Origin of the sequence: Microlunatus kandeliicorticis, assembly GCF_014137855.1 — a bacterium.
GTDB classification, from domain to species: Bacteria; Actinomycetota; Actinomycetes; order Propionibacteriales; family Propionibacteriaceae; genus Microlunatus; species Microlunatus kandeliicorticis.
The window spans coordinates 301,549-320,497 of the sequence record NZ_JACGWT010000003.1; the positions used below are offsets into that span (position 1 = coordinate 301,549).

The 18,949-nt window shown below is 73.4% G+C and carries 20 protein-coding genes and 1 pseudogene; 3 read left to right on the plus strand and 18 right to left on the minus strand.

Going from position 1 to position 18,949, the window contains the following annotated elements:
• Positions 1-26: 26 nt before the first annotated feature.
• Genes FHX74_RS10460 through FHX74_RS10490 form a run of 7 tightly spaced genes read right to left on the minus strand, consistent with a single transcriptional unit; the run spans position 27 to position 4,236 of the window.
• Positions 27-623, minus strand: coding sequence for a DNA-3-methyladenine glycosylase I (locus FHX74_RS10460; protein ID WP_328823754.1), 597 nt, complete (start codon positions 621-623; stop codon positions 27-29).
• Between the two features lie 3 nt (positions 624-626).
• Positions 627-1,085: an SRPBCC family protein gene (locus FHX74_RS10465; RefSeq protein ID WP_182560057.1), complete on the minus strand. Its 459-nt coding sequence runs from the start codon at positions 1,083-1,085 to the stop codon at positions 627-629.
• Positions 1,082-1,444, minus strand: a complete 363-nt coding sequence (locus FHX74_RS10470) for a DivIVA domain-containing protein (RefSeq protein ID WP_182560058.1) — start codon at positions 1,442-1,444, stop codon at positions 1,082-1,084. The genes FHX74_RS10465 and FHX74_RS10470 overlap by 4 nt, the downstream gene beginning before the upstream one ends.
• Positions 1,445-1,478: 34 nt before the next feature.
• Complete coding sequence (locus tag FHX74_RS10475; RefSeq protein WP_328823755.1) at positions 1,479-2,207, minus strand: LOG family protein; 729 nt, start codon at positions 2,205-2,207, stop codon at positions 1,479-1,481.
• A 53-nt stretch (positions 2,208-2,260) separates the two neighbouring features.
• Positions 2,261-3,361 (minus strand): succinyl-diaminopimelate desuccinylase, encoded by a 1,101-nt coding sequence (gene dapE / locus FHX74_RS10480; protein ID WP_182560059.1) that lies wholly within the window; start codon positions 3,359-3,361, stop codon positions 2,261-2,263.
• A gap of 9 nt (positions 3,362-3,370) precedes the next feature.
• Positions 3,371-3,619 (minus strand): helix-turn-helix domain-containing protein, encoded by a 249-nt coding sequence (locus FHX74_RS10485; RefSeq protein ID WP_182560060.1) that lies wholly within the window; start codon positions 3,617-3,619, stop codon positions 3,371-3,373.
• Positions 3,619-4,236 carry a DUF2975 domain-containing protein gene (locus FHX74_RS10490; protein ID WP_182560061.1) on the minus strand — a complete coding sequence of 206 codons (618 nt, stop codon included), beginning with the start codon at positions 4,234-4,236 and terminating at the stop codon, positions 3,619-3,621. Before FHX74_RS10490 ends, FHX74_RS10485 begins: the two co-directional genes overlap by 1 nt.
• 82 nt (positions 4,237-4,318) lie before the next feature.
• Between FHX74_RS10490 and dapD the strand changes: the two genes are divergently transcribed.
• Together dapD and FHX74_RS10500 are read left to right on the plus strand one after the other, a co-directional pair.
• Entirely contained in the window at positions 4,319-5,245 is a 927-nt protein-coding gene (gene dapD, locus FHX74_RS10495) for a 2,3,4,5-tetrahydropyridine-2,6-dicarboxylate N-succinyltransferase (RefSeq protein WP_182560062.1), read from the plus strand.
• A 97-nt stretch (positions 5,246-5,342) separates the two neighbouring features.
• Positions 5,343-6,221 carry a hypothetical protein gene (locus FHX74_RS10500; protein WP_182560063.1) on the plus strand — a complete coding sequence of 293 codons (879 nt, stop codon included), beginning with the start codon at positions 5,343-5,345 and terminating at the stop codon, positions 6,219-6,221.
• A gap of 96 nt (positions 6,222-6,317) precedes the next feature.
• Here the strand turns inward: FHX74_RS10500 and FHX74_RS10505 are convergent, their stop codons facing one another.
• The 5 genes from FHX74_RS10505 to fdxA all read right to left on the minus strand — a co-directional run bounded on the left by FHX74_RS10505 (position 6,318) and on the right by fdxA (position 12,004).
• Complete coding sequence (locus tag FHX74_RS10505; RefSeq protein ID WP_182560064.1) at positions 6,318-7,484, minus strand: serine hydrolase domain-containing protein; 1,167 nt, start codon at positions 7,482-7,484, stop codon at positions 6,318-6,320.
• 52 nt (positions 7,485-7,536) lie between these two features.
• Complete coding sequence (locus tag FHX74_RS10510) at positions 7,537-8,748, minus strand: exo-beta-N-acetylmuramidase NamZ family protein (RefSeq protein WP_182560065.1); 1,212 nt, start codon at positions 8,746-8,748, stop codon at positions 7,537-7,539.
• Entirely contained in the window at positions 8,729-10,426 is a 1,698-nt protein-coding gene (locus FHX74_RS10515; RefSeq protein ID WP_182560066.1) for a glycoside hydrolase family 3 protein, read from the minus strand. Before FHX74_RS10515 ends, FHX74_RS10510 begins: the two co-directional genes overlap by 20 nt.
• 136 nt (positions 10,427-10,562) lie before the next feature.
• A complete protein-coding gene (gene dapC, locus FHX74_RS10520; protein ID WP_182560067.1) occupies positions 10,563-11,681 on the minus strand; it encodes a succinyldiaminopimelate transaminase in 1,119 nt (372 codons plus the stop codon).
• Positions 11,678-12,004 carry a ferredoxin gene (gene fdxA / locus FHX74_RS10525; RefSeq protein WP_182560068.1) on the minus strand — a complete coding sequence of 109 codons (327 nt, stop codon included), beginning with the start codon at positions 12,002-12,004 and terminating at the stop codon, positions 11,678-11,680. Before fdxA ends, dapC begins: the two co-directional genes overlap by 4 nt.
• Positions 12,005-12,111: 107 nt before the next feature.
• On the opposite strand from fdxA, the gene FHX74_RS10530 reads away from it, so the two are divergent.
• Complete coding sequence (locus tag FHX74_RS10530; RefSeq protein WP_182560069.1) at positions 12,112-13,158, plus strand: GNAT family N-acetyltransferase; 1,047 nt, start codon at positions 12,112-12,114, stop codon at positions 13,156-13,158.
• Here the strand turns inward: FHX74_RS10530 and FHX74_RS10535 are convergent.
• The 6 genes and pseudogenes from FHX74_RS10535 to FHX74_RS10560 all read right to left on the minus strand — a co-directional run bounded on the left by FHX74_RS10535 (position 13,146) and on the right by FHX74_RS10560 (position 18,864).
• Complete coding sequence (locus FHX74_RS10535) at positions 13,146-13,664, minus strand: flavin reductase family protein (RefSeq protein WP_182560070.1); 519 nt, start codon at positions 13,662-13,664, stop codon at positions 13,146-13,148. The genes FHX74_RS10530 and FHX74_RS10535 overlap by 13 nt on opposite strands.
• 35 nt (positions 13,665-13,699) lie before the next feature.
• Complete coding sequence (mshB, locus tag FHX74_RS10540) at positions 13,700-14,614, minus strand: N-acetyl-1-D-myo-inositol-2-amino-2-deoxy-alpha-D-glucopyranoside deacetylase (protein ID WP_328823756.1); 915 nt, start codon at positions 14,612-14,614, stop codon at positions 13,700-13,702.
• A gap of 112 nt (positions 14,615-14,726) precedes the next feature.
• Positions 14,727-15,746: an ABC transporter ATP-binding protein gene (locus tag FHX74_RS10545; RefSeq protein WP_182560071.1), complete on the minus strand. Its 1,020-nt coding sequence runs from the start codon at positions 15,744-15,746 to the stop codon at positions 14,727-14,729.
• 164 nt (positions 15,747-15,910) lie between these two features.
• Positions 15,911-16,945 (minus strand): annotated as a pseudogene (locus FHX74_RS10550) (ABC transporter ATP-binding protein); the annotation flags it as partial.
• A gap of 49 nt (positions 16,946-16,994) precedes the next feature.
• The gene (locus tag FHX74_RS10555; protein WP_182560073.1) at positions 16,995-17,951 is read right to left on the minus strand and encodes an ABC transporter permease; all 957 of its coding nucleotides are present in this window, start codon (positions 17,949-17,951) and stop codon (positions 16,995-16,997) included.
• Positions 17,944-18,864 carry an ABC transporter permease gene (locus tag FHX74_RS10560; protein WP_182560074.1) on the minus strand — a complete coding sequence of 307 codons (921 nt, stop codon included), beginning with the start codon at positions 18,862-18,864 and terminating at the stop codon, positions 17,944-17,946. Before FHX74_RS10560 ends, FHX74_RS10555 begins: the two co-directional genes overlap by 8 nt.
• Positions 18,865-18,949: the final 85 nt, after the last annotated feature.

Sequence of the window (18,949 nt, forward strand, 5' to 3'; positions counted from 1 at the left end):
CGAAGCGCTCCGAGCACCACCGAGGGTCAGCGGGTGCGGTGCGGCACGTGGCAGTCGACCAGGTGGTCGTCGACCAGACCGGCGGCCTGCATCAGGGCGTAGGCGGTGGTTGCCCCGACGAAGCGGATGCCGTGGCGTTTGAGCTCCTTGGCCAGGGCCACCGAGGCCGGGGTGGTCGCCGGGACCTCGGCGAACGACGCCGGCCGGGGCCGGTCAGGCGCCGCGAAGCTCCAGATCGTCTCGGCGAACCCCTCGCCCCAGTCGGCGACCACCGCGGCGTTGGCCAGCGCCGCCTCGATCTTCAGCCGGTTCCGGACGATGCCGGGATCACCCAGCAGCCGGTCGACGTCGTCCGGGCCGAACCCCGCGACCACGACCGGGTCGAACCCGGCGAACGCCGCCCGGAAGGCCGGGCGCTTGCGCAGGATGGTCAGCCAGGACAGACCCGACTGGAACGCCTCGAGGGTCAGCCGCTCGTAGAGCCCGGTGACCGTCCGGATCGGGACGCCCCACTCCTCGTCGTGGTAGCGCAGGTAGTCCCCGGCCGTCCCCCAGGGGCAGCGGAGCAGGCCGTCCTCGCCGCGGACCGCGCCCGACGGGCTGACCTCAACCGCCTCGGGCACCGGTCAGGCGCCCTGCTCGACGGTGCGGGCGAACGTGCGCAGGCTGGCCTGCAGGCCGACGTGCAGCACCGGGTTGGCCAGCCGGGCGCCGACCTCGGTGACCTTGGCCAGCGGCAGGTCGAACACCTCGACCACGCTCACCCAGGTCTTCTCGTCGCCGCGGAAGGCCAGCTCGAACAGCCCGACGCCGGTGAAGTACGGCCCGAGGTGGAGCACCTCGACGGTGGTCGGCTGCTGCCAGTCGGTGACCACGAAGTTGTCGATCAATCCGAGCGGCAGCGGACCGAGCCGGAGCCCGTGGAAGGCCTTGATCCGGGTGCCGATGCCGGTGCTGCGCTCGCCGATCACCCGCATCGTGGTCATCGGGATCCAGTCCTCCTGGCCGTGCCAGTCGATCAACGCCGACCAGGTGCGCTCGATCGAGGCGCCGACCATCACCGACCCGCGGAGCGTGACGCTCATCCGCGCCCGTCCCGGGCCTCGTCGGCGCGGGCGTCGGTCCGGGCGTCGGTGCGGACCTGAGTCCGCGTGCCCGCCCCGACCCGGCGCTCGCCGCGCAGGTCGGCGATCAGCTCGTCGCGCTCGGCGATCTCGGCGCCGAGCCGCGCCAGCACGTCGTCGACCTGGTCCATGGCGTAGCCGCGGATCGCGGTGGCGAACCGCAGCGCGTCGACGTCCTCGGCGGTCAGCGGCCGGTCCGGCAGGTCCTGGCGGTAGACGTCACGCACCGGTTCCCTCCGCATCTCGCCGAGCCCGCCCGAGGCGACCACCGCGGCGACGCCGAGCACGGCGACCACCAGCACCACGATCACCCACTGCATGAGGGCATGGTTTCACGCCGCTCCACTCCCCCGGTCAGGCCCGCTCGCGGTGGGCGAGCATGATCGCCACCGCCTCGTCCTCGTCGTCGGTCAGCTGCAGCCGCTCGAGGTCGGCGGCCGACACGTTCCCCGCCCCCGCCACCGTCCCGGACAGCCAGTCGACCAGCCCGCCCCAGTAGTCGGACCCGAAGAGCACCACCGGGAAGGCGGTGACCTTGCGGGTCTGGGCCAGGGTCAGCGCCTCGAACAGCTCGTCGAGGGTGCCGAACCCGCCGGGCATCACCACGAAGCCCTGCGCGTACTTGACGAACATCGTCTTGCGGGCGAAGAAGTAGCGGAAGTTGATCCCGAGGGTGACGTGCCGGTTGAGGCCCTGCTCGAACGGCAGCTCGATGCCCAACCCGACCGAGGTCCCGCCCGCCTCGGCGGCACCCTTGTTGGCGGCCTCCATCACGCCGGGCCCGCCGCCGGTGATCACCGTCAGCCCGGACGCGGCCAGCTTGCCGGCGATCCGCTCGGTGGCCGCCCAGACCGGGTCGTCGGTCCCGGTGCGGGCGGAGCCGAACACGCAGACCGACGGGCCGAGCTCGCTGAGGGTGTTGAACCCCTCGACGAACTCCGCCTGGATCCGCAGCACCCGCCACGGGTCGGTGTGCTCCCACCCCTCCGGGCCGCGGCTGTCGAGCAGCGCCTGGTCGGAGGTCTGCGTCGGCTGCGGTCCGGTGCGGACCACCGGACCCTGGACGTACTGACGTTGACTCACCCGTCCATCATCCCCGCGGGCCGGACGACATCCGGGCGACGACGCCCGCGACCTCAGCCCTGCAACCAGCGGAGCAGCGCCTCCCGGCAGGATCGGATCTCGGCGGCCGGGCAGAACTCGTCGTCGGCGTGGGCCTTGGACGGGTCGCCGGGGCCGTAGTTGACCGCCGGGATCCCCATCGCGGAGAACCGGGCCACGTCGGTCCAGCCGAACTTGGCCCGCGGCTCGCCGCCCACCGCGGCCAGGAAAGCGGCCGCCGCCGGCTGGTCGAGGCCGGGCCGGGCCCCCTCGGCGACGTCGACCACGGTGAGGTCGTAGCCCGCGAACACCGCGCGCAGGTGGGCCTCGGCGGCCGCGGCGTCGCGGTCGGGCGCGAAACGGTAGTTGACGGCCACCACGCACCGGTCGGGGATGACGTTCCCCGCGATCCCGCCCCGGATGTCCACCGCGTTCAGCCCCTCGCGGTAGGTGAGGCCCTCGACCTCGACCTGGCGCGGGGCGTAGTCGACCAGCCGACCGAGCACCCCGGCGGCGGCGTGCACCGCGTTCTCCCCCATCCACGACCGGGCGGAGTGGGCGGCCCGGCCGCGGAGCTCGACCTCGACCCGCATGGTGCCCTGGCAGCCACCCTCGATCCCGGCGCCGGACGGCTCGCAGAGCACCGCGAAGTCACCGGCCAGCAGCTCGGGCCGGGTGCGGGCGATCCGGTTCAGCCCGTTCCGCTCGGCCTCGACCTCCTCGTTGTCGTAGAACACCCAGGTGACGTCGCGGACCGGACGCTCGCAGGCGGCCGCCACCGAGAGCTGGACGGCCACGCCGGACTTCATGTCGCAGCTGCCGCGGCCGTAGACCAGCTGGTCCTCCCCCTCGCCCTCGATCCAGGACGGCAGGTTGCCGGCCAGCGGGACGGTGTCGATGTGGCCGGCGATCACCACCCGCTCCGGGGCGCCGGTCTCGGTCCGGGCCAGCACCACGTTGCCGTCGCGGAGCACCGTGAGGTGGTCGTGGCGCCGGAGCGCCTGCTCGACCAGGTCGGCCAGCGGCTGCTCGTTCCCGCTGACCGACTCGACGTCGACGAGCGCGCGGGTCAGCGCGACCACGTCGCCGGTCAGGTCGAGAGCGGTCGGGACGGTGGGGCTCGCGTCGTTCGGCACGCCGGGAGCCTAGGCCGCGTCCCCGGCGTCCGACCCGGCGGTCTCGACCGCGAAGAGGTCGCCGGGCTGGCAGCCGAGCACGTCGCAGAGCGCGGTCAGGGTGGAGAAGCGGATGGCCTTGGCCCGCTGGTTCTTGAGCACGCTGAGGTTGACCAGCGAGACCCCGACCTGCTCGGCAACGGCGGTGAGGGTGAGCCCGCGGGCGGCGAGCACCTCGTCGAGCCGGCAGACCACCCGGTGCGGTTCCTCGACCGGCATCAGACCAGCCCCTCGACGTCGGCGCGCAGCCGGACGCCCTGCCGGAAGCACTCGGCCAGCGCGAGCAGCAGCAGCCCGACCGCGAACCCGAGCAGGTCGCCCGCGCCCAGACCGACCGTGGTCTGCGGGTCGGGCCGGGCCGGCGCGGTGACCGCGAAGTCGGCGACCAGCGCGGTGGCGCGGACGACGATCACCTGGGCCAGCACCAGCAGGGCGAGCACCCGCAACCGCCGCACCACCGCGGCCTGGAACGGCTCACCGGCCCGGATCCCGGTCACCAGCCGCCACAGACAGACCGCGCCGAGCACCAGCAGCACGACCGTCTCGGCCGACGGGAGCAGGGCCAGCACGCGCTGGACGGTCCCGGCGTCGGGGATGGTCCAGCGGACCTCGCCGGCGAAGGCCACCCGGGCGGCGCCGGACGTCGCGACCGGGGCGGCCGCCTCGGCCTCGGTGCGACTGGTCCAGTGCAGCGGCGCGCCGGTCACCCAGTCGACGACCGCGGGCACCAACCCACGGACGGCGTAGGCCAGCGGGATCAGCACCAGCAGGATCCGCAGCACCACGTAGTCGGCCCGGCTCAGCGACCAGGTCCAGAACTTCTCTCGGTTCGTCATGGTCCGACCTTATCGATTCTCGTTGTTATCGTCAATCGTTGTTATCGAATGTCGTCAACCCGGCTTTCAGTACCCTGACGCCATGACGCGCACCGCCTGGGGCTGGGGGCTGGCCACCGTCCACCTCTCCGGTCAGATCCTCGACACCTACTACCCGGAGCCCGCCCTCGGCGAGCCGGCCGACGACGCCGCGGCCCCCAAGGCGCTCCAGCTCGCGGCCGGCGAGGACGCGGTCCGGCGGGTGCGGACCCAGCTGGTGCGGACGGTGGTCGACCTCGACCAGCCGCCGGTCGACGCAGCCGACGTCTACCTCCGGCTGCACCTGCTCAGCCACCGGCTGGTCCGACCGCGGACGGTCAACCTCGACGGCATCTTCGGCTGCCTGGCCAACGTGGTGTGGACCTCGGTCGGTCCGTGCGCGGTCGACGGTTTCGAGCAGGTCCGGACCGCCCTGCGCACCCGGTACCCGCACGTGACCGTCTTCGGCGTCGACAAGTTCCCGCGGATGGTCGACTACGTCGTCCCCGCGGGCGTCCGGATCGCCGACGCCGACCGGGTCCGGCTCGGCGCGCACCTGGCCCCCGGCACCACGGTGATGCACGAGGGCTTCGTGAACTACAACGCCGGGACGATCGGCACCTCGATGGTCGAGGGCCGGATCAGCCAGGGCGTGATCGTCGGCGACCACTCCGACATCGGCGGCGGGGCCTCGATCACCGGCACCCTGTCCGGCGGCGGCACCGAGGTGGTCTCGATCGGCGAGCGGTGCCTGCTCGGGGCCAACGCGGGGATCGGGATCGCGCTCGGCGACGACTGCGTGGTCGAGGCCGGCCTCTACGTCACCCCCGGCACCAAGGTCACGCTGCCCGACGGCTCGGTGGTCAAGGCCCGGACGCTGTCCGGCCAGGACGGCCTGCTCTTCCTCCGCAACTCGGTGACCGGGGCGGTGGAGGTCCGCGGCCGGCAGGGCAAGGTCGTCGAGCTCAACGCCGCCCTGCACGCGAACTGAGCACAGCACCGGGAAGCGGGCGCCGCGAGCGGGTCCCGCGGCTGAGAGCCCGGCGGTTCGCCGCCCCGGGTTTGCCCGGCCGGGAGAGCATGGACTGATGGCGCGAACGGGACGACGGGTCGCCCCGGTGGTCGGGGTGCTGGCCGTGGTGCTGCTGCTCGCGGTCGGCCTGGTGATCGGACTGCGGGTCACCGGGGCGAGCGGGCCGCTGCCCGGTGAGGAGCGCTGTGTCGCGCGCGCCTCCGGCAACAGCGTCGCCGTCGACCTCGACCAGGCCCACTACGCCTCGATCGTCGTCGGGCTGTCGGTGAAGCGCGACCTGCAGCCACGGGCTGCCTCGATCGCGATGGCCACCGTCTACCAGGAGACCGGGATCCGGAACCTCGACTACGGCGACCGCGACTCGGTCGGGCTGTTCCAGCAGCGTCCCTCGCAGGGCTGGGGCACCGAGAAGCAGCTGATGGACCCCTGGTACGCGACCGGCAAGTTCTACAGCGCACTGGTCAAGATCGACGGCTGGGAGGACGCGGACATCACCACCATCGCCCAGCGGGTGCAGATCAGTGCGCACCCTGACGCGTACCGGGCGCACGAGCGGGACGGCCGGATCCTCGCCTCGACGCTGACCGGGCAGTCGCCGGCCGGGTTCACCTGCCTGGTCCGCGGCCACGCTCCCGGCCAGCCCGGACAGCTCAGAACCGCGATGACCAAGACCTTCGGGGTCCGCGACTTCGGCGCCGGGCCGGGGGCGGCGCCGGCCACCGGGTCGAGGGTCAGCGTCACCGCGCCGGACACCGGCGACGCCTGGGCCTACGCGCAGTTCGCGGTGGCCAACGCCAAGCTCTACGGGATCAGCAAGGTGGCCGTCGACGGCCGGTCGTGGACCTCCGACGAGACCACGCTGCCCTCCTGGGCCACCGACGCCGAAGCCACCCGCGGGGTGTCGGGCACCACGGTGGTGATCACCCTCCGCTGAGCACGCGTCGACCAGACGAGTTGGTCACGCTGAGGTGACCATGATCGTCGCCGGCGGGCCGTGATCATGCGGGCCATGATCACCGGCGGGCCATGATCACCGGCGGGCCAGGGCGTCGGCCAGCGCGTCCGCGGCGGCGACCCGCGCGGGGTTGATCGTCCCCCACGACCGGGACGGGTGCACCCGGTTGGTCAGCAGCACCACGAAGGCGCCGGCGCCGAGGTCGATGACCAGCGAGGTCCCGGTGAACCCGGTGTGCCCGACCGTCCGCGGGCCGGACAGCCGTCCCATGTACCAGGGCTGGTCGATCTCGAAGCCGAGTCCGTGATCATGACCGGGGAAGCCGGTGTTCTCGTTGGTGGTCATCCGCCGGACCGCGTCGGCGGACAGGATCCGGACTCCGTCGAGGGCACCGTCCTCGATGATCACCTGCGCCAGCACGGCCAGATCGGCGGCGGTGGAGAACACGCCGGCGTGACCGGCCACGCCGGCGAAGGACCAGGCGTTCTCGTCGTGCACCTCACCCCAGACGACGCCGCGGGGCGGGTCGGTCTCCTCCTCGGTCGGGGCGATCCGCGAGCGGAGCGCCGGGTCCGGCGCGTAGCCGGTGTCGCGCATCCCGAGCGGGCCGGTGATCCCGTCGGCCACCAGCGCGTCGAGCGGACGTCCGGTCAGCCGGTGCAGCAGCAGCCCGAGGGTGATCAGGTTGAGGTCGCTGTAGCAGTAGGCGGTGCCCGGAGCGCTGACCAACCGCGCGGTGAGCACGGCGTGCGCGCGCGAGTCCGGGTCGGGGTGGTCGCGCCAGAAGGGCAGGAACGCCGGGAACCCCGACGTGTGGGTGAGCAGCATCCGGACGGTGATCCCGGCCTTGCCGGGCACGCCGTCGTCCCCCCGGGCGAACTCGGGCAGGTAGCCGACGACCGGGCGGTCGAGGTCGAGCAGACCGGCGTCGACCTGCTGGACGGTGGCGATCGAGGTGAACAGCTTCGAGATCGAGGCGAGGTCGAAGATCGTGTCCGGCCGAGTGGCCACCCGCTCGGCGGCCGGCAGCAGGGTGCCGTCCGCGTGCGCGTAGCGCCGGACCTCACCGGTCGCCCGGTGCAGCACCACGGCGCCGCGGACGCCGTCGAGCAGCACCGCCCCGGGGTACAGCGGCGGACCGTCCGGGCGCGGGCGGGTGTGGTCGACCACGGCCGCCCAGCCGGCCTCGAGCGCGGCCGGGTCGAGCCCGGCGTCCTCCGGGCTGCGGGTGGGGAGCTGCATGGCGGTCGTCCTCTCGGGGTCTGGCGTGGGGTCGCTGCGGATCTGGTCGCGCTCAGCCGGCGCCGCGGGGATAGCGCAGGTACGGCGCCCGGGTGCGGACGAAGTCGGCGGTCTCGTCGGCCCAGCCGCCGATGATCGTCTCCGCGGACGCGCCGGCGTCGAGCGCGCGGCGGAGCCGGTCCGAGCCGGTGAGCAGGTCGATCCACGGCCGCCCGCCGTCCGGCTCGGGACGCCAGCCGAACTCCGGGTAGAGGTCACGGAGGCTGGCGAGCAGGTGGACGCCGAGCGCGACCGCGTCGACGGCGTGCGGGTCGGTCGGGTGGATCTGCACGCCGCGACAGAGCTCGCCGGCGTGCTTGGAGGCGGCAGGGAGGAACGCGGTCTCGCGGAACCGGAGCCCGGGCAGCCGGAGGCCCTCGAGCGCGGCGGCCCAGCGGTGGTCGACCCAGGGTGCGCCGAGCAGCGCGAACGGCCGGGTGGTGCCGCGTCCCTCGGACAGCGTGGTCCCCTCGAACAGACCGGTGCCGGGATAGAGCAGAGCGCTGTCGGGGGTCGGCAGGTTGGGGCTCGGCGGCACCCAGACCAGCCCGGTGTCGACCCACAGCAGGTCGCCCGTCCAGCCCTCGAGCTCGACCACCTCGAGCGCCCGGAGCCGGCGGCCGGCCCGGGCCGGGAGCACGACGGCGTCGAACAGACCGGCCAACTCCCCCGCCGTCAGACCGTGCGCCTGGACGATCCGTTCGCCGCCCACTGGCGAGACGTACCCGGGGTGCAGCAGCGGTCCGCGTGCCCGGCCGCCGACCGGGTTCGGCCGGTCGAGCACGACGAACCCGACCCCGGCGCGAGCGGCGGCCGTCATCGCCTCCAGCAGCGTCCACACGTAGGTGTAGAAGCGGGCGCCGACGTCCTGCAGGTCGTAGACCACCGTGTCGATCCCGCGCTCGGCGAACCAGCCAGCGAACCGGTCGGCGTCGGCCCCGTAGGCGTCGCGGACGGTGATCCCGGTCCGCGGGTCGACGGTCGTCGGCTCCGACCCACCGGCGGGCGCGGTGCCCCCGAACCCGTGCTCGGGGCCGTAGACGGCGGCGACCTCGAGTCCGGCCCCGGCCATCGCGTCGACGATGCTGCCCAGGGTGTCGGTGAGCAGCCCGGTCGGGTTGGTGACGATCCCGAGCCGCCGGCCCGCCAGCAGCCGCCAGCCGTCGGCGGCCGCCCGGTCGGCACCGGTGCGGATCCGGGCCGGCTCAGTCCTCGGGTGCGGCATTCATCCGCTCGCTCTGCCCGCCGGCGTCGTCCGTCCGGTCGGGATCGTCCGCCCCCGGCTTCCGTCCGGTCGTGAGGTCCAGCCGCAGCGGGACCCGGCCGGTCGGGGTCCGGACGCCGGTGAGGACCCGGACCAGTGCGGCCAGCGCGACGTCGGTGGCGCTGTAGCCCAGCAGCATCGCGTCGGCGTCGGCCAGCCGGACCGCCTGCTGCGGGTTGCCGGTGACCACCGCGACGACCGGGGTGCGCCGGGCCGGGTCGAGCACCCGGTCCAGCAGCACCGGCTCGACCGGGTCGGAGCCGGCGACCAGCACCACCGCGTCTCCCGTGGCCGGGCCGGTGCCACCGGGCTCGGCGGCCCGGGCCGGGCGTCCGGCCTCGCGGAGCAGCGCAGCCAGCGCCCCGGCGTCCGGGCCGAGGACCCAGGCGGTGCCGGTGGTCGGCAGCACCGGGTCGCCGTGCAGCACGGTGACCGCGGCGTCGGCCACCTCGTCGGCGAGCGCGCGGTGGTCGGCGGCCCCGATCACCGCGGGGTGCGGCAGCCGGCGGGCCCCGGCCAGGCCGCGGTCGTACTTCATGGCCAGCAGCCGGCGGACGCTGGCGGCGATCCGGTCCTCGGTCAGCCGACCGGTGCGGACGGCCTCGAGCACCGCCGCCGAGGCCGCGGCCTGGTCGGCGGACATCAGCAGCTGGTCCACGCCGGCCTCGAGCGCGCGGACGGCGATCTCGCCGTCCGGATAGCGGGTCCGGACGCCGGCCATCCCGAGTGAGTCGGTGCTGACCACCCCGTCGAAGCCGAGCTCGTCGCGGAGCAGCCCGGTGAGGATCGGCCGGCTGAGGGTCGCCGGGTCGCCCGACGGGTCGAGCGCCGGGAAGGCCAGGTGGGCGGTCATCACGACGTCGACGCCGGCGGCGACCGCGGCCGCGAACGGCGGGGCGTCGATCCGGCGCCACTCCTCGAGGCGGTGGGTGACCACCGGCAGGGCGGTGTGGCTGTCGGTGTCGGTGTCGCCGTGACCCGGGAAGTGCTTCGCGGCCGCGCCGACCCCGCCGGCGTGCAGGCCCTCGATCGCGGCCCGGACGTGCTCGGCGACGCGGGCCGGGTCGGCCCCGAACGAGCGGGTGCCGATCACCGGGTTGCTCGGGTCGACGTTGACGTCGGCCACCGGCGCGTCGTCGGTGGTGATCCCCATCGCGGCGAGCTCGCGGCCGACCGCGGTGTAGGTGCGGGCGGTCAGCTCCGGCGACCCGGCGGCGCCGAGCGCCATCGCCCCCGGGAAGACGGTCGCCGGGGCTCCGATCCGGGTCACCCGCCCGGTCTCCTGGTCGATGCTCAGGTCGAGCGGGAGCCGTGACGGAGCGGCCGCGGCCGCCTCCTGCAGCCCGGCGCTGAGCGCGCTCACCTGCGTCGGGTCGCCGCAGTTGTCGGACCAGGCGAAGTAGATCACCCCGCCGAGCGCGTACCGGGCGACCACCTCGGCCGGGGTGGCCACCCCGTGCCGGGCCAGGTTGCGGTCGTCGGGGGTGGTGGCCTCGGCCCCGTAGACCACCTGGGTCATCAGCTGGCCGATCTGCAGCTCGAGGTCGAGCCGGCCGAGCACCTGGTCGACCCAGCGGTCGCGGCCGGTCGCGGCGGAGGTGCCGGGCGACGGCTCCGCGGACGGGTCGGCGGGCGGCATGCAACCTCCAGGGCGCGTCGTCGGGCGGTCTCGGCAGGCGTCGGGCGCCCAGGGCGTCCAGCATTCAACCAGGCGGCCGACCAGGCGGTCGGCGCGGGCCGAGGCCGCGCCGACCGACCCACGGGTCACCCCGGGCTCAGCGGGCCGCGGCCCCGCTCTCGTTCAGCCGCGCGAACGCGGCGGCGATCCGCTCGTCGGTCGCGGTCAGCGCGATCCGCACGAACCTCGAGGCCGCGGCCCCGTAGAAGTCGCCCGGAGCGGCCAGGATCCCCAGCCGGGCCAGGAAGTCCACCGTCGCGCGGCCGTCCTCGTCCCGGGTCGCCCAGAGGTAGAGCGAGCCCTCGGAGTGCTCGATCCGGAAGCCGCAGCGCTCGAGCGCCGGCCGGAGCAGGGCCCGGCGCCGGGCGTAGCGCTCGCGCTGCTGCTCGACGTGGGCGCGGTCCCCGAGCAACGCGGCCATGGCGGCCTGCACCGGCCCGGGGACGATCATCCCGAGGTGCTTGCGGACGGCGAGCAGGTCGGCCACCAGCGCCGGTTCACCGGCCACGAAGCCCGCGCGGTAGCCGGCCAGGTTCGACCGTTTGGACAGCGAGTGCAGGGCGAGCAGCCCGGTGTGGTCACCGCCGCAGACGGCGTCGGCGAGCATCGAGGTCGGCTCGACCTCCCAGCCGAACTCGCCGTAGCACTCGTCTGAGGCCACCACCGCGCCGTGCTCACGGGCCCAGGCCAGCCGCTCGGCGAGCACCGGGGGCGCCAGCACCTCGCCGGTGGGGTTGGAGGGCGAGTTGATCCAGACCAGCCGGACCGAGCCGTCGGTCGGCAGGTCGGCCAGGTCGTCGGCCTCGACCACCGAGCAGCCCGCGGTGACGGCGCCGACCTTGTAGGTCGGATAAGCCATGGTCGGCAGCACCACGACGTCGCCCGGCCCGAGGCCGAGCAGCGTCGGGAGCCAGGCCACCAGCTCCTTGGTGCCGATCACCGGCAGGGTGGCCGCCGGTTCGACGGCCGCGCCCCACCGCGACTGCAGGTAGTCGGCGATCGCCCGACGGAGCACCGCGGTGCCCGCGGTGGTCGGGTACCCGGGGCTGTCCGCCGCCGCGGCGAGCGCGGCGGTGCCGAGCTCCGGGGTCGGGTCGACCGGGGTGCCGACCGACAGGTCGACCAGTCCCCCGGCGTGCGCCGAGGCGGTCGCCTTGGCCGCCGCCAGCGTGTCCCAGGGGAAGTCCGGCAGCTCGGCGGCGAGCCGCCGGCTCACTCGTCGTGTTCTTGCGGCGGCAGCGCGGCGACGAGCGGGTGGTCCTTATCGATCTCACCGGTCTTGGCGGCGCCACCCGGCGAGCCCAGGTCGTCGAAGAAGTCGACGTTGGCCTGGTAGTAGCCCTTCCACTCCTCGGGGACGTCGTCCTCGTAGAAGATCGCCTCGACCGGGCAGACCGGCTCGCAGGCCCCGCAGTCCACGCACTCGTCCGGGTGGATGTAGAGCATCCGCTTGCCCTCGTAGATGCAGTCCACCGGACACTCTTCGACGCAGGCCCGGTCCTTCAGGTCCACACACGGCTGCGCGATGACGTAGGTCACGGCGTCCTCCTCATTCCTCGTTCTCGACCGGCACTCGACCGGCCACTAGTATCGCGCCTCGCTCGGGTCGCTTCGCGCCGCCCCGCCATCTGGGAGGACGTCCGACGATGATCACCGATCCGGTCTCGCGCATCGCGCCGCCGGTGGTGCCCGGCGACCGGCTGACCCTACGCCACCGGTTCGGCACCGGCGCCACCGACGTGATCGGCTGGGTCGAGCAGCTCGACGCGACGACGATCACCGTGGGCACGGCCGACGGCCGCACGGTGGCGATCGACCGGTCCGCGGTGCTGCTGGCCCGCCGGGTCCCGGCGGCGGCCGGTGGTCCCGATCCGGCCCGGGTGCCGGCCGACCGGCTGCAGCGGATCGCCGCGGAGGGCTGGGCCGACCGGGTGGTGCCGCTGGGCGACTGGCTGCTCCGCGCAGCCGGGGGCTTCACCCGGCGCGCCAACAGCGCGCTGGCCGTCGGCGACCCGGGCACCGCGCTGCCCGAGGCGGCCGCCCGGGTGATCGACTTCGCTGCCGATCACCGGGTGCCACCGCTGGCCCAGGTGATCACCGGCGACCCGGTCGACCAGGGGCTGCGCGCGCTGGGCTGGACCGACGGCGGCCCGGCCACGGCGCTGATGATCACCAGGCTGGCCCCGCTGCTCGAGCACTCCCGCGCCCGCGATCACTCCGCCCCGCGCGAGGGCCCGGACGACGCGATCAGCACCACCGTGGACGACCGGCCGTCGGCGGACTGGCTGGCCGCGCTCGCGCACCAGCGCGGGCTCGGGCCGACCGAGCTGGGACCGGCGGCGCTGCGGGTGATCACCGGCGACGGCCGGGCGACCTTCGCGACCCGGACCGGTCCCGGCGGCCGGCTGGTGGCGATCGGACGCGGGCACCTGACCGGCGACTGGCTGGCGGTGGCCGGGGTGTGGACCGACCCGGAGCACCGGCGCCGGGGGCACGCCACTGCCGTGCTGCTCGCGCTGGCCCGGGTGGCGGCGCGGCGCGGTGCCCGGTACGCGCTGCTCCAGGTCGAGCGCGACAACGACGCCGCCCGCGCGGGCTACACCCGGCTGGGCTTCCGTGATCACCACGACTACGGCTACCTGGCTCCGGCCGGCGGGACCGGCGGAGCGGGCGGCCCGGCTCAGGTCCGGTAGCGGGACCGGTAGTAGGTGAGCGGCCGGCCGCTGCCGTCGAGGTCGTCGCTGCCGGTGGCCAGCACGCGGCCGACCACGACGGTGTGGTCGCCGGCCTCGTGGACGGCCTCGGTCCGGCAGTCCAGCCACACCAGGGCTCCGGTGATCACGGGAGCCCCCGACACCGGGGCGGGCGCGTGCGGGACGGCGTCGAACTGGGTGGCCAGGTCACGCCCGGGCCGGGAGAAGTGCCGGGCCACCTCGACCTGGTCGTCGCGGAGCACCGAGACGGCCCAGCGGCCGGCGGCCAGCACGGTGGCGTGGAACCGGCTGGTGCGGCTGACCGAGACCAGCACCAGCGGCGGGTCGAGCGAGACCGAACAGAAGGCGGTCGCGGTCATCGCGTGCGGTGCGCCGTCGCGACGGGCGGTGACCACCACCACCCCGGCGGCCAGCGAGGCCAGGGCGTGCCGGAACGCGCCGGGCTCGATCCCGGACGGCTCCGGGTCCCAGCTCTGCGCGGCCACGCTCGGTCTCCTCCGGTGGGTGGGTCGTCGGTCGCTCAGGCGATCCCGGCGAAGACGTCGTCGGCCCAGCCCTCGCCCGGGAACGGCCGACCACCGGCGAGCCGGTAGTACTCGTGGCTCCAGGCCTCGTCGCCGAGCGTGTCGCTCATCGCGAAGAACGGCCCGTCCATGGTGATCTGGGTCGGGTAGGCGCGCAGCGCGGCCATCTTCTTCGCGGTGTGCTCACCGCCGTCGATCTCGGCGACGATGTCCTCGTCCGGGCGGGCCATCGGCGGCATCTCGCCGTCCGGATCGGCACCCTTCCAGGTCTCGAAGTCACCGGTCTCGCGGAGCACCCGGATCCCGGCGCGCATCCGCGACTCGCTCATCGCCGTCCAGAGCAACCGGTCGACGGTCCAGGCCGGGCCGAGGTCGCGGCGGTAGGAGTCGACGCCGGCCAGCGCGACCGCGTAGGTGGCCACCCGGTGCGCCTGGACGTGGTCGGGGTGCCCGTAGCCGCCGTTCTCGTCGTAGGTGATCAGCACCTGCGGACGCCGGTCGCGGATCAGCGCGACCAGGTCGTTCGTGGGGACCAACAGGTCGGTGGTCCAGAAGCAGCCCTCGCGGAGCTGGTCGCGCGCGACCGCGCGGCCCTGGTCGTCGTAGGCCATCCCGGAGTCGCGGTAGCGGAAGTCGCCGCCCAGCCGGACGTGGTCGGTGACCCCGAGCGCGGCCATCGCGTCGTGCAGCTCGCCGATCCGGTGCTCGGCCAGCCGGTCCTCGTGCTCGGCGCTCAGGTGCACCAGCTCGGGCACCAGCACCTCGCCCTCCTCGCCGAGCGTGCAGGTGACCAGCGTCACCTGCGCCCCTTCGGCGACGTAGCGGGCCATGGTCACCCCGGTGCCGATCGACTCGTCGTCCGGGTGGGCGTGCACCAGCATCAGCCGGCGGGCAGGAAGCTCGTCACTCACACGTTTCACCTTACGGCGTCGGCCGGGGTCGTCCCGACGGCGCCGGGTCGCGCGAGCAGGCTAGGAGCTCAAGCCTGGTTGAGGTCAATCCCGGGCGGCGGGTGACCCCGGGTCAGACGACCTCGCGCGGCTCGGCGTAGTGGCAGCGCGACGCGTGCTCCGAGACCCCGTCCGGACGCAGGTCGAGCCCGGGCATCTCGGTCACGCAGTTGTCCTGCGCCTTCCAGCACCGGGTGTGGAACCGGCAGCCCTTCGGCGGGTTGGCCGGGCTGGGCACGTCACCGGTGAGCACGATGTGGTCGCGGGCGTTGCGCAGCGTCGGGTCCGGGACCGGCACCGCCGACAGCAGCGCCTGGGTGTACGGGTGGGTCGGCCGGTTGTAGATCTGGTCCTCGTCGCCGATCTCCACCAGCTGACCGAGGTACATCACGCCGACCCGGTCGGAGATGTGCCGGACCACCGACAGGTCGTGGGCGATGAAGATGTAGGCCAGCCCGAGCTCGCGCTGCAGCTCCTCGAGCAGGTTGACCACCTGGGCCTGGACCGAGACGTCGAGGGCCGAGACCGGCTCGTCGCAGATGATCACCCGCGGGTTGAGCGCCAGCCCGCGGGCGATCCCGATCCGCTGCCGCTGGCCGCCGGAGAACTGGTGCGGGTAGCGGCTGATGTGCTCGGGGTTGAGCCCGACCAGCTCGAGCAGCTCCTGCACCCGGCGGCGGCGCCCACTGCGCGGGACCACATCGGGGTGGATCTCCAGCGGCTCGCCGACGATGTCGCCGACGGTCTTGCGCGGGTTGAGCGAGGTGTACGGGTCCTGGAAGACGATCTGGATGTCGCGGCGCAGCCGGCGCATCTGGGCCCCCCGCTGGCTGAACACGTCGACGTCACCGAAGGTGAGCTTGCCGGAGGTCGGCTCCTCGAGCCGCATCAGCGTGCGCCCGAGGGTCGACTTGCCGCAGCCAGACTCCCCCACGATCCCGAGGGTCTCGCCCTTGTGCAGCTCGAACGAGACGCCGTCGAGCGCCTTGACCCAGCCGACGGTCCGACGGAACACCCCGGCCCGGATCGGGTAGTGCTTGACCAGGTCCTCGGCCCGCAGCACCACCTCGCTGCTCACCGTGCTCGCCGTCATCGCCCGCTCCCTCCCTCGACGTCCCCGTCCCCGCCCATGTCCCCGTCCATGTCCCCGTCCCCGCCTCGCTCGTCGCCGTGATCACCGTGGTGAGCACCGGCGTCACCCCCGCCACCATCGCCAGCGCCGGTCGCCGGCGCCGGGCCGGCCTGCGCCGGCGTACCCTCCTTGGCCAGCAGCCGCTCGCTGACGTGGCACGCCGCGAGTCGGTGGACTCCCACCTCCCGCAGCGGCGGCGGCGGGTCGGCGCGGCAGACGTCCTCGGCGTAGCGGCAGCGCGGGTGGAACGGGCAGCCGGACGGGATGTGCATCAGGTTCGGCGGCAGCCCGCCGATGGCGGCCAGCCGCTGGCCCTTCTGGTCGAGCCGCGGGATCGACTCGAGCAGCCCCTCGGTGTACGGGTGCCCGGGCTGGGCGTAGAGGTCGAAGACGTCGGCCTGCTCGACGATCCGGCCGGCGTACATCACCGCGATCCGGTCGGCGACGTCGGCGACCACCCCGAGGTCGTGGGTGATCAGGATCAGGCCCATCCGGCGCTCGGTCTGCAGCTCCTTGAGCAGCGACATGATCTGGGCCTGCACAGTCACGTCCAGGGCGGTGGTCGGCTCGTCGGCGATCAGCACCGCCGGGTCGAGCGCGATCGCCATCGCGATCATGATCCGCTGCCGCATCCCGCCGGAGAACTGGTGCGGATAGGCCCTGACCCGCTGCTTGGCGCCGGGGATCTGCACCCGCTCCATCAGCCGGACCGCCTGGGCCATCGCGTCGGTGCGGTTGGTGCCGCGGTGCTTGCGGAACATCTCGGCGATCTGCCAGCCGACCGGGAAGACCGGGTTCAGTGCGCTGAGGGCGTCCTGGAAGACCATCGAGATCTCCGGGCCGCGGATCCGCCGGCGCTGCTCCTCGGGCAGGGTGAGGATGTCGGTGCCGCAGTAGCGCACCTGGCCGCCGGTGATGAACCCGGGCGGGCTGTCGAGGATGCCCATGATCGCCTGCGCCGAGACCGACTTGCCCGACCCGGACTCACCGAGGATCGACAGCGTCTCGCCCTCGCGGAGCTCGAACGACACCCCGTTGATCGCCTTGGCGACGCCGTCGCGGGTGCGGAACTCGACCTGGAGGTCGTCGACCTCGAGCAGCAGTCCGTCGGTGGGCTGCCAGGACGAGGTCTTGTCGACCAGCTTGGTGGTGGACGCCATCGCGCGGCCTCCTCTCAGTGTGCGGTGTGCGGGTCCCGGCGGGTGCCGGTCAGCGGAGCTTCGGGTCGAGCGCGTCGCGGACCGCGTCGCCGAGCATGATGAAGGCCAGCACGGTGATCGACAGGAAGATCGACGGGAACAGCAGCATGTACGGCGCGGCCCGGACCAGCCCGATGCCCGAGGCGTTGGAGATGTCGATGCCCCACGAGATCGTCGGCGGCTGCAGGCCGATGCCGAGGAACGACAGCGTCGCCTCGACCCCGATGAAGACACCGAGGTTGATGGTGGCGATCACGATCACCGGGCCGAGGGCGTTGGGCAGGATGTGCCGGAAGATGATCCGTGGCCCGCTGGCGCCGAGGGCGCGCGCGGCCTGGATGTAGTCGCTCGGCTTGACCTGCAGCACGCTGGCCCGCATCACCCGCGCCGTCTGCGGCCAGGCGATGATGGTCAGCACCAGGATGATCTTGGCCACCATCTCGATGAACGGGTCACCCGGGTTGCTCGGGAAGGTGTAGAGGAACACCAGCCCGCCGAGCAGCAGCGGGAAGGCGAAGAAGATGTCGCCGATCCGCTGCAGCACCGCGTCGAGCCAGCCCCCGGCGTACCCGGCGACCAGGCCGAAGAACCCGCCGATGATCAACGTGAACACCGCGGTGCCCAGACCGACCAGCACCGAGGCGCGGGCGCCGTGGATGGTGCGGGCGTAGATGTCGTAGCCCTGGTTGTCGATGCCGAAGATGTGCGCGCGGTTCGGCGGCGTCCGGGCGGTCGACAGGTTGGCGTAGGTCGGGTCGGTCGAGGTGAACAGCTGCGGCACCACGGCCATCAGCACGATCAGCAGGATCAGCACGGCGGAGATCCAGAACAGCGGGTTGTGCCGCAGCTCGCGCCAGGCGTCGGCCCACAGCGAGCGGCCACCGGCCACCGGGGTGTTGACCGCGCTGCCCCCGGCCCGGGCCGCCTCGTCGCGGGTCTCGGCGGTCAGCTGCTCGGTGTCAGTCATTGCTGATCCTCGGGTCCAGGACCCCGTAGAGGAGGTCGACGATGAGGTTCATGACCAGGTAGACGACGACCAGGATCAGCACCGCGCCGACCACGGACTGGCCGTCCTTCTGGTTGATGCTGCGGAAGATGAAGTTGCCGATCCCGTTGACGTTGAAGATGCGCTCGGTGACGATCGCGCCGCCCATCAGCGAGCCGATGTCGGTGCCGATGAAGGTGACCACCGGGATCAGCGAGTTCCGCAGCGTGTGCACCGAGATCACCCGGGCGTTGGAGAGCCCCTTGGCCCGTGCCGTGCGGACGTAGTCGGTGCGGAGGTTCTCCACCACGCTGTTGCGGGTCAGCCGGGAGATGTAGGCGACCGAGAGCGCGCCGAGCACGAACCCGGGCAACAAGAGCTCGTAGAGACTGCCCTGCCCGGCGGTCGGCGGGAACCACTCCAGCTTCACGCCGAACACCAGCTGGGCCAGGTTGCCGATCACGAAGACCGGGATGGAGATCACCAGCAGGGTGCTGATCAGCACCAGGTTGTCGAGGAACCGGCCCTTCCGGATGCCGGCCAGCACGCCGGCGGCGACGCCGATGATCACCTCGCAGAGGATCGCGATGACCGTCAGCTTGATCGTGGTCGGGTAGCGGATGGCCAGCTCGTGGGCCACCGGGTTCCCGTAGAAGCTGGTGCCCAGGTCACCCCGGAAGAGCTTGCCCAGGTAGTAGCCGTACTGGACCAGCAGCGGCTGGTCGAGGTGGTACTCGGCCCGGAACTTGGCGATGTAGCCCGGGGGGCACGGACGCTGTCCGCACCGGCCGGCGGAGGGGTCGCCGAGCGCGAAGACCGCGGCGAACAGGATGAAGGTGGCGCCGAGCAGCACCGGGATCATCTGCAGAATGCGGCGGATCGTGTAACTGACCACGCGGTGATCCTCCCGTCGATCTCGAGTGGTCGGCCGGCCCGCGAGAGCGGACCCACCCGCCGCCGAGGGTACGGCGGCGGGTGGG

Bases quoted from the DNA above. Each gene is read 5' to 3' on its own strand.
- dapD (WP_182560062.1), top strand. From the start codon at position 4,319: ATGACGCGCACCGCCTGGGGCTGGGGGCTGGCCACCGTCCACCTCTCC.
- FHX74_RS10530 (WP_182560069.1), top strand. From the start codon at position 12,112: ATGATCACCGATCCGGTCTCGCGCATCGCGCCGCCGGTGGTGCCCGGC.
- FHX74_RS10515 (WP_182560066.1), bottom strand. From the start codon at position 10,426: ATGCCGCCCGCCGACCCGTCCGCGGAGCCGTCGCCCGGCACCTCCGCC.
- FHX74_RS10505 (WP_182560064.1), bottom strand. From the start codon at position 7,484: ATGCAGCTCCCCACCCGCAGCCCGGAGGACGCCGGGCTCGACCCGGCC.
- FHX74_RS10545 (WP_182560071.1), bottom strand. From the start codon at position 15,746: ATGACGGCGAGCACGGTGAGCAGCGAGGTGGTGCTGCGGGCCGAGGAC.
- FHX74_RS10465 (WP_182560057.1), bottom strand. From the start codon at position 1,085: ATGAGCGTCACGCTCCGCGGGTCGGTGATGGTCGGCGCCTCGATCGAG.
- FHX74_RS10555 (WP_182560073.1), bottom strand. From the start codon at position 17,951: ATGACTGACACCGAGCAGCTGACCGCCGAGACCCGCGACGAGGCGGCC.
- FHX74_RS10470 (WP_182560058.1), bottom strand. From the start codon at position 1,444: ATGCAGTGGGTGATCGTGGTGCTGGTGGTCGCCGTGCTCGGCGTCGCC.
- FHX74_RS10500 (WP_182560063.1), top strand. From the start codon at position 5,343: ATGGCGCGAACGGGACGACGGGTCGCCCCGGTGGTCGGGGTGCTGGCC.
- FHX74_RS10485 (WP_182560060.1), bottom strand. From the start codon at position 3,619: ATGCCGGTCGAGGAACCGCACCGGGTGGTCTGCCGGCTCGACGAGGTG.
- FHX74_RS10510 (WP_182560065.1), bottom strand. From the start codon at position 8,748: ATGCCGCACCCGAGGACTGAGCCGGCCCGGATCCGCACCGGTGCCGAC.
- FHX74_RS10490 (WP_182560061.1), bottom strand. From the start codon at position 4,236: ATGACGAACCGAGAGAAGTTCTGGACCTGGTCGCTGAGCCGGGCCGAC.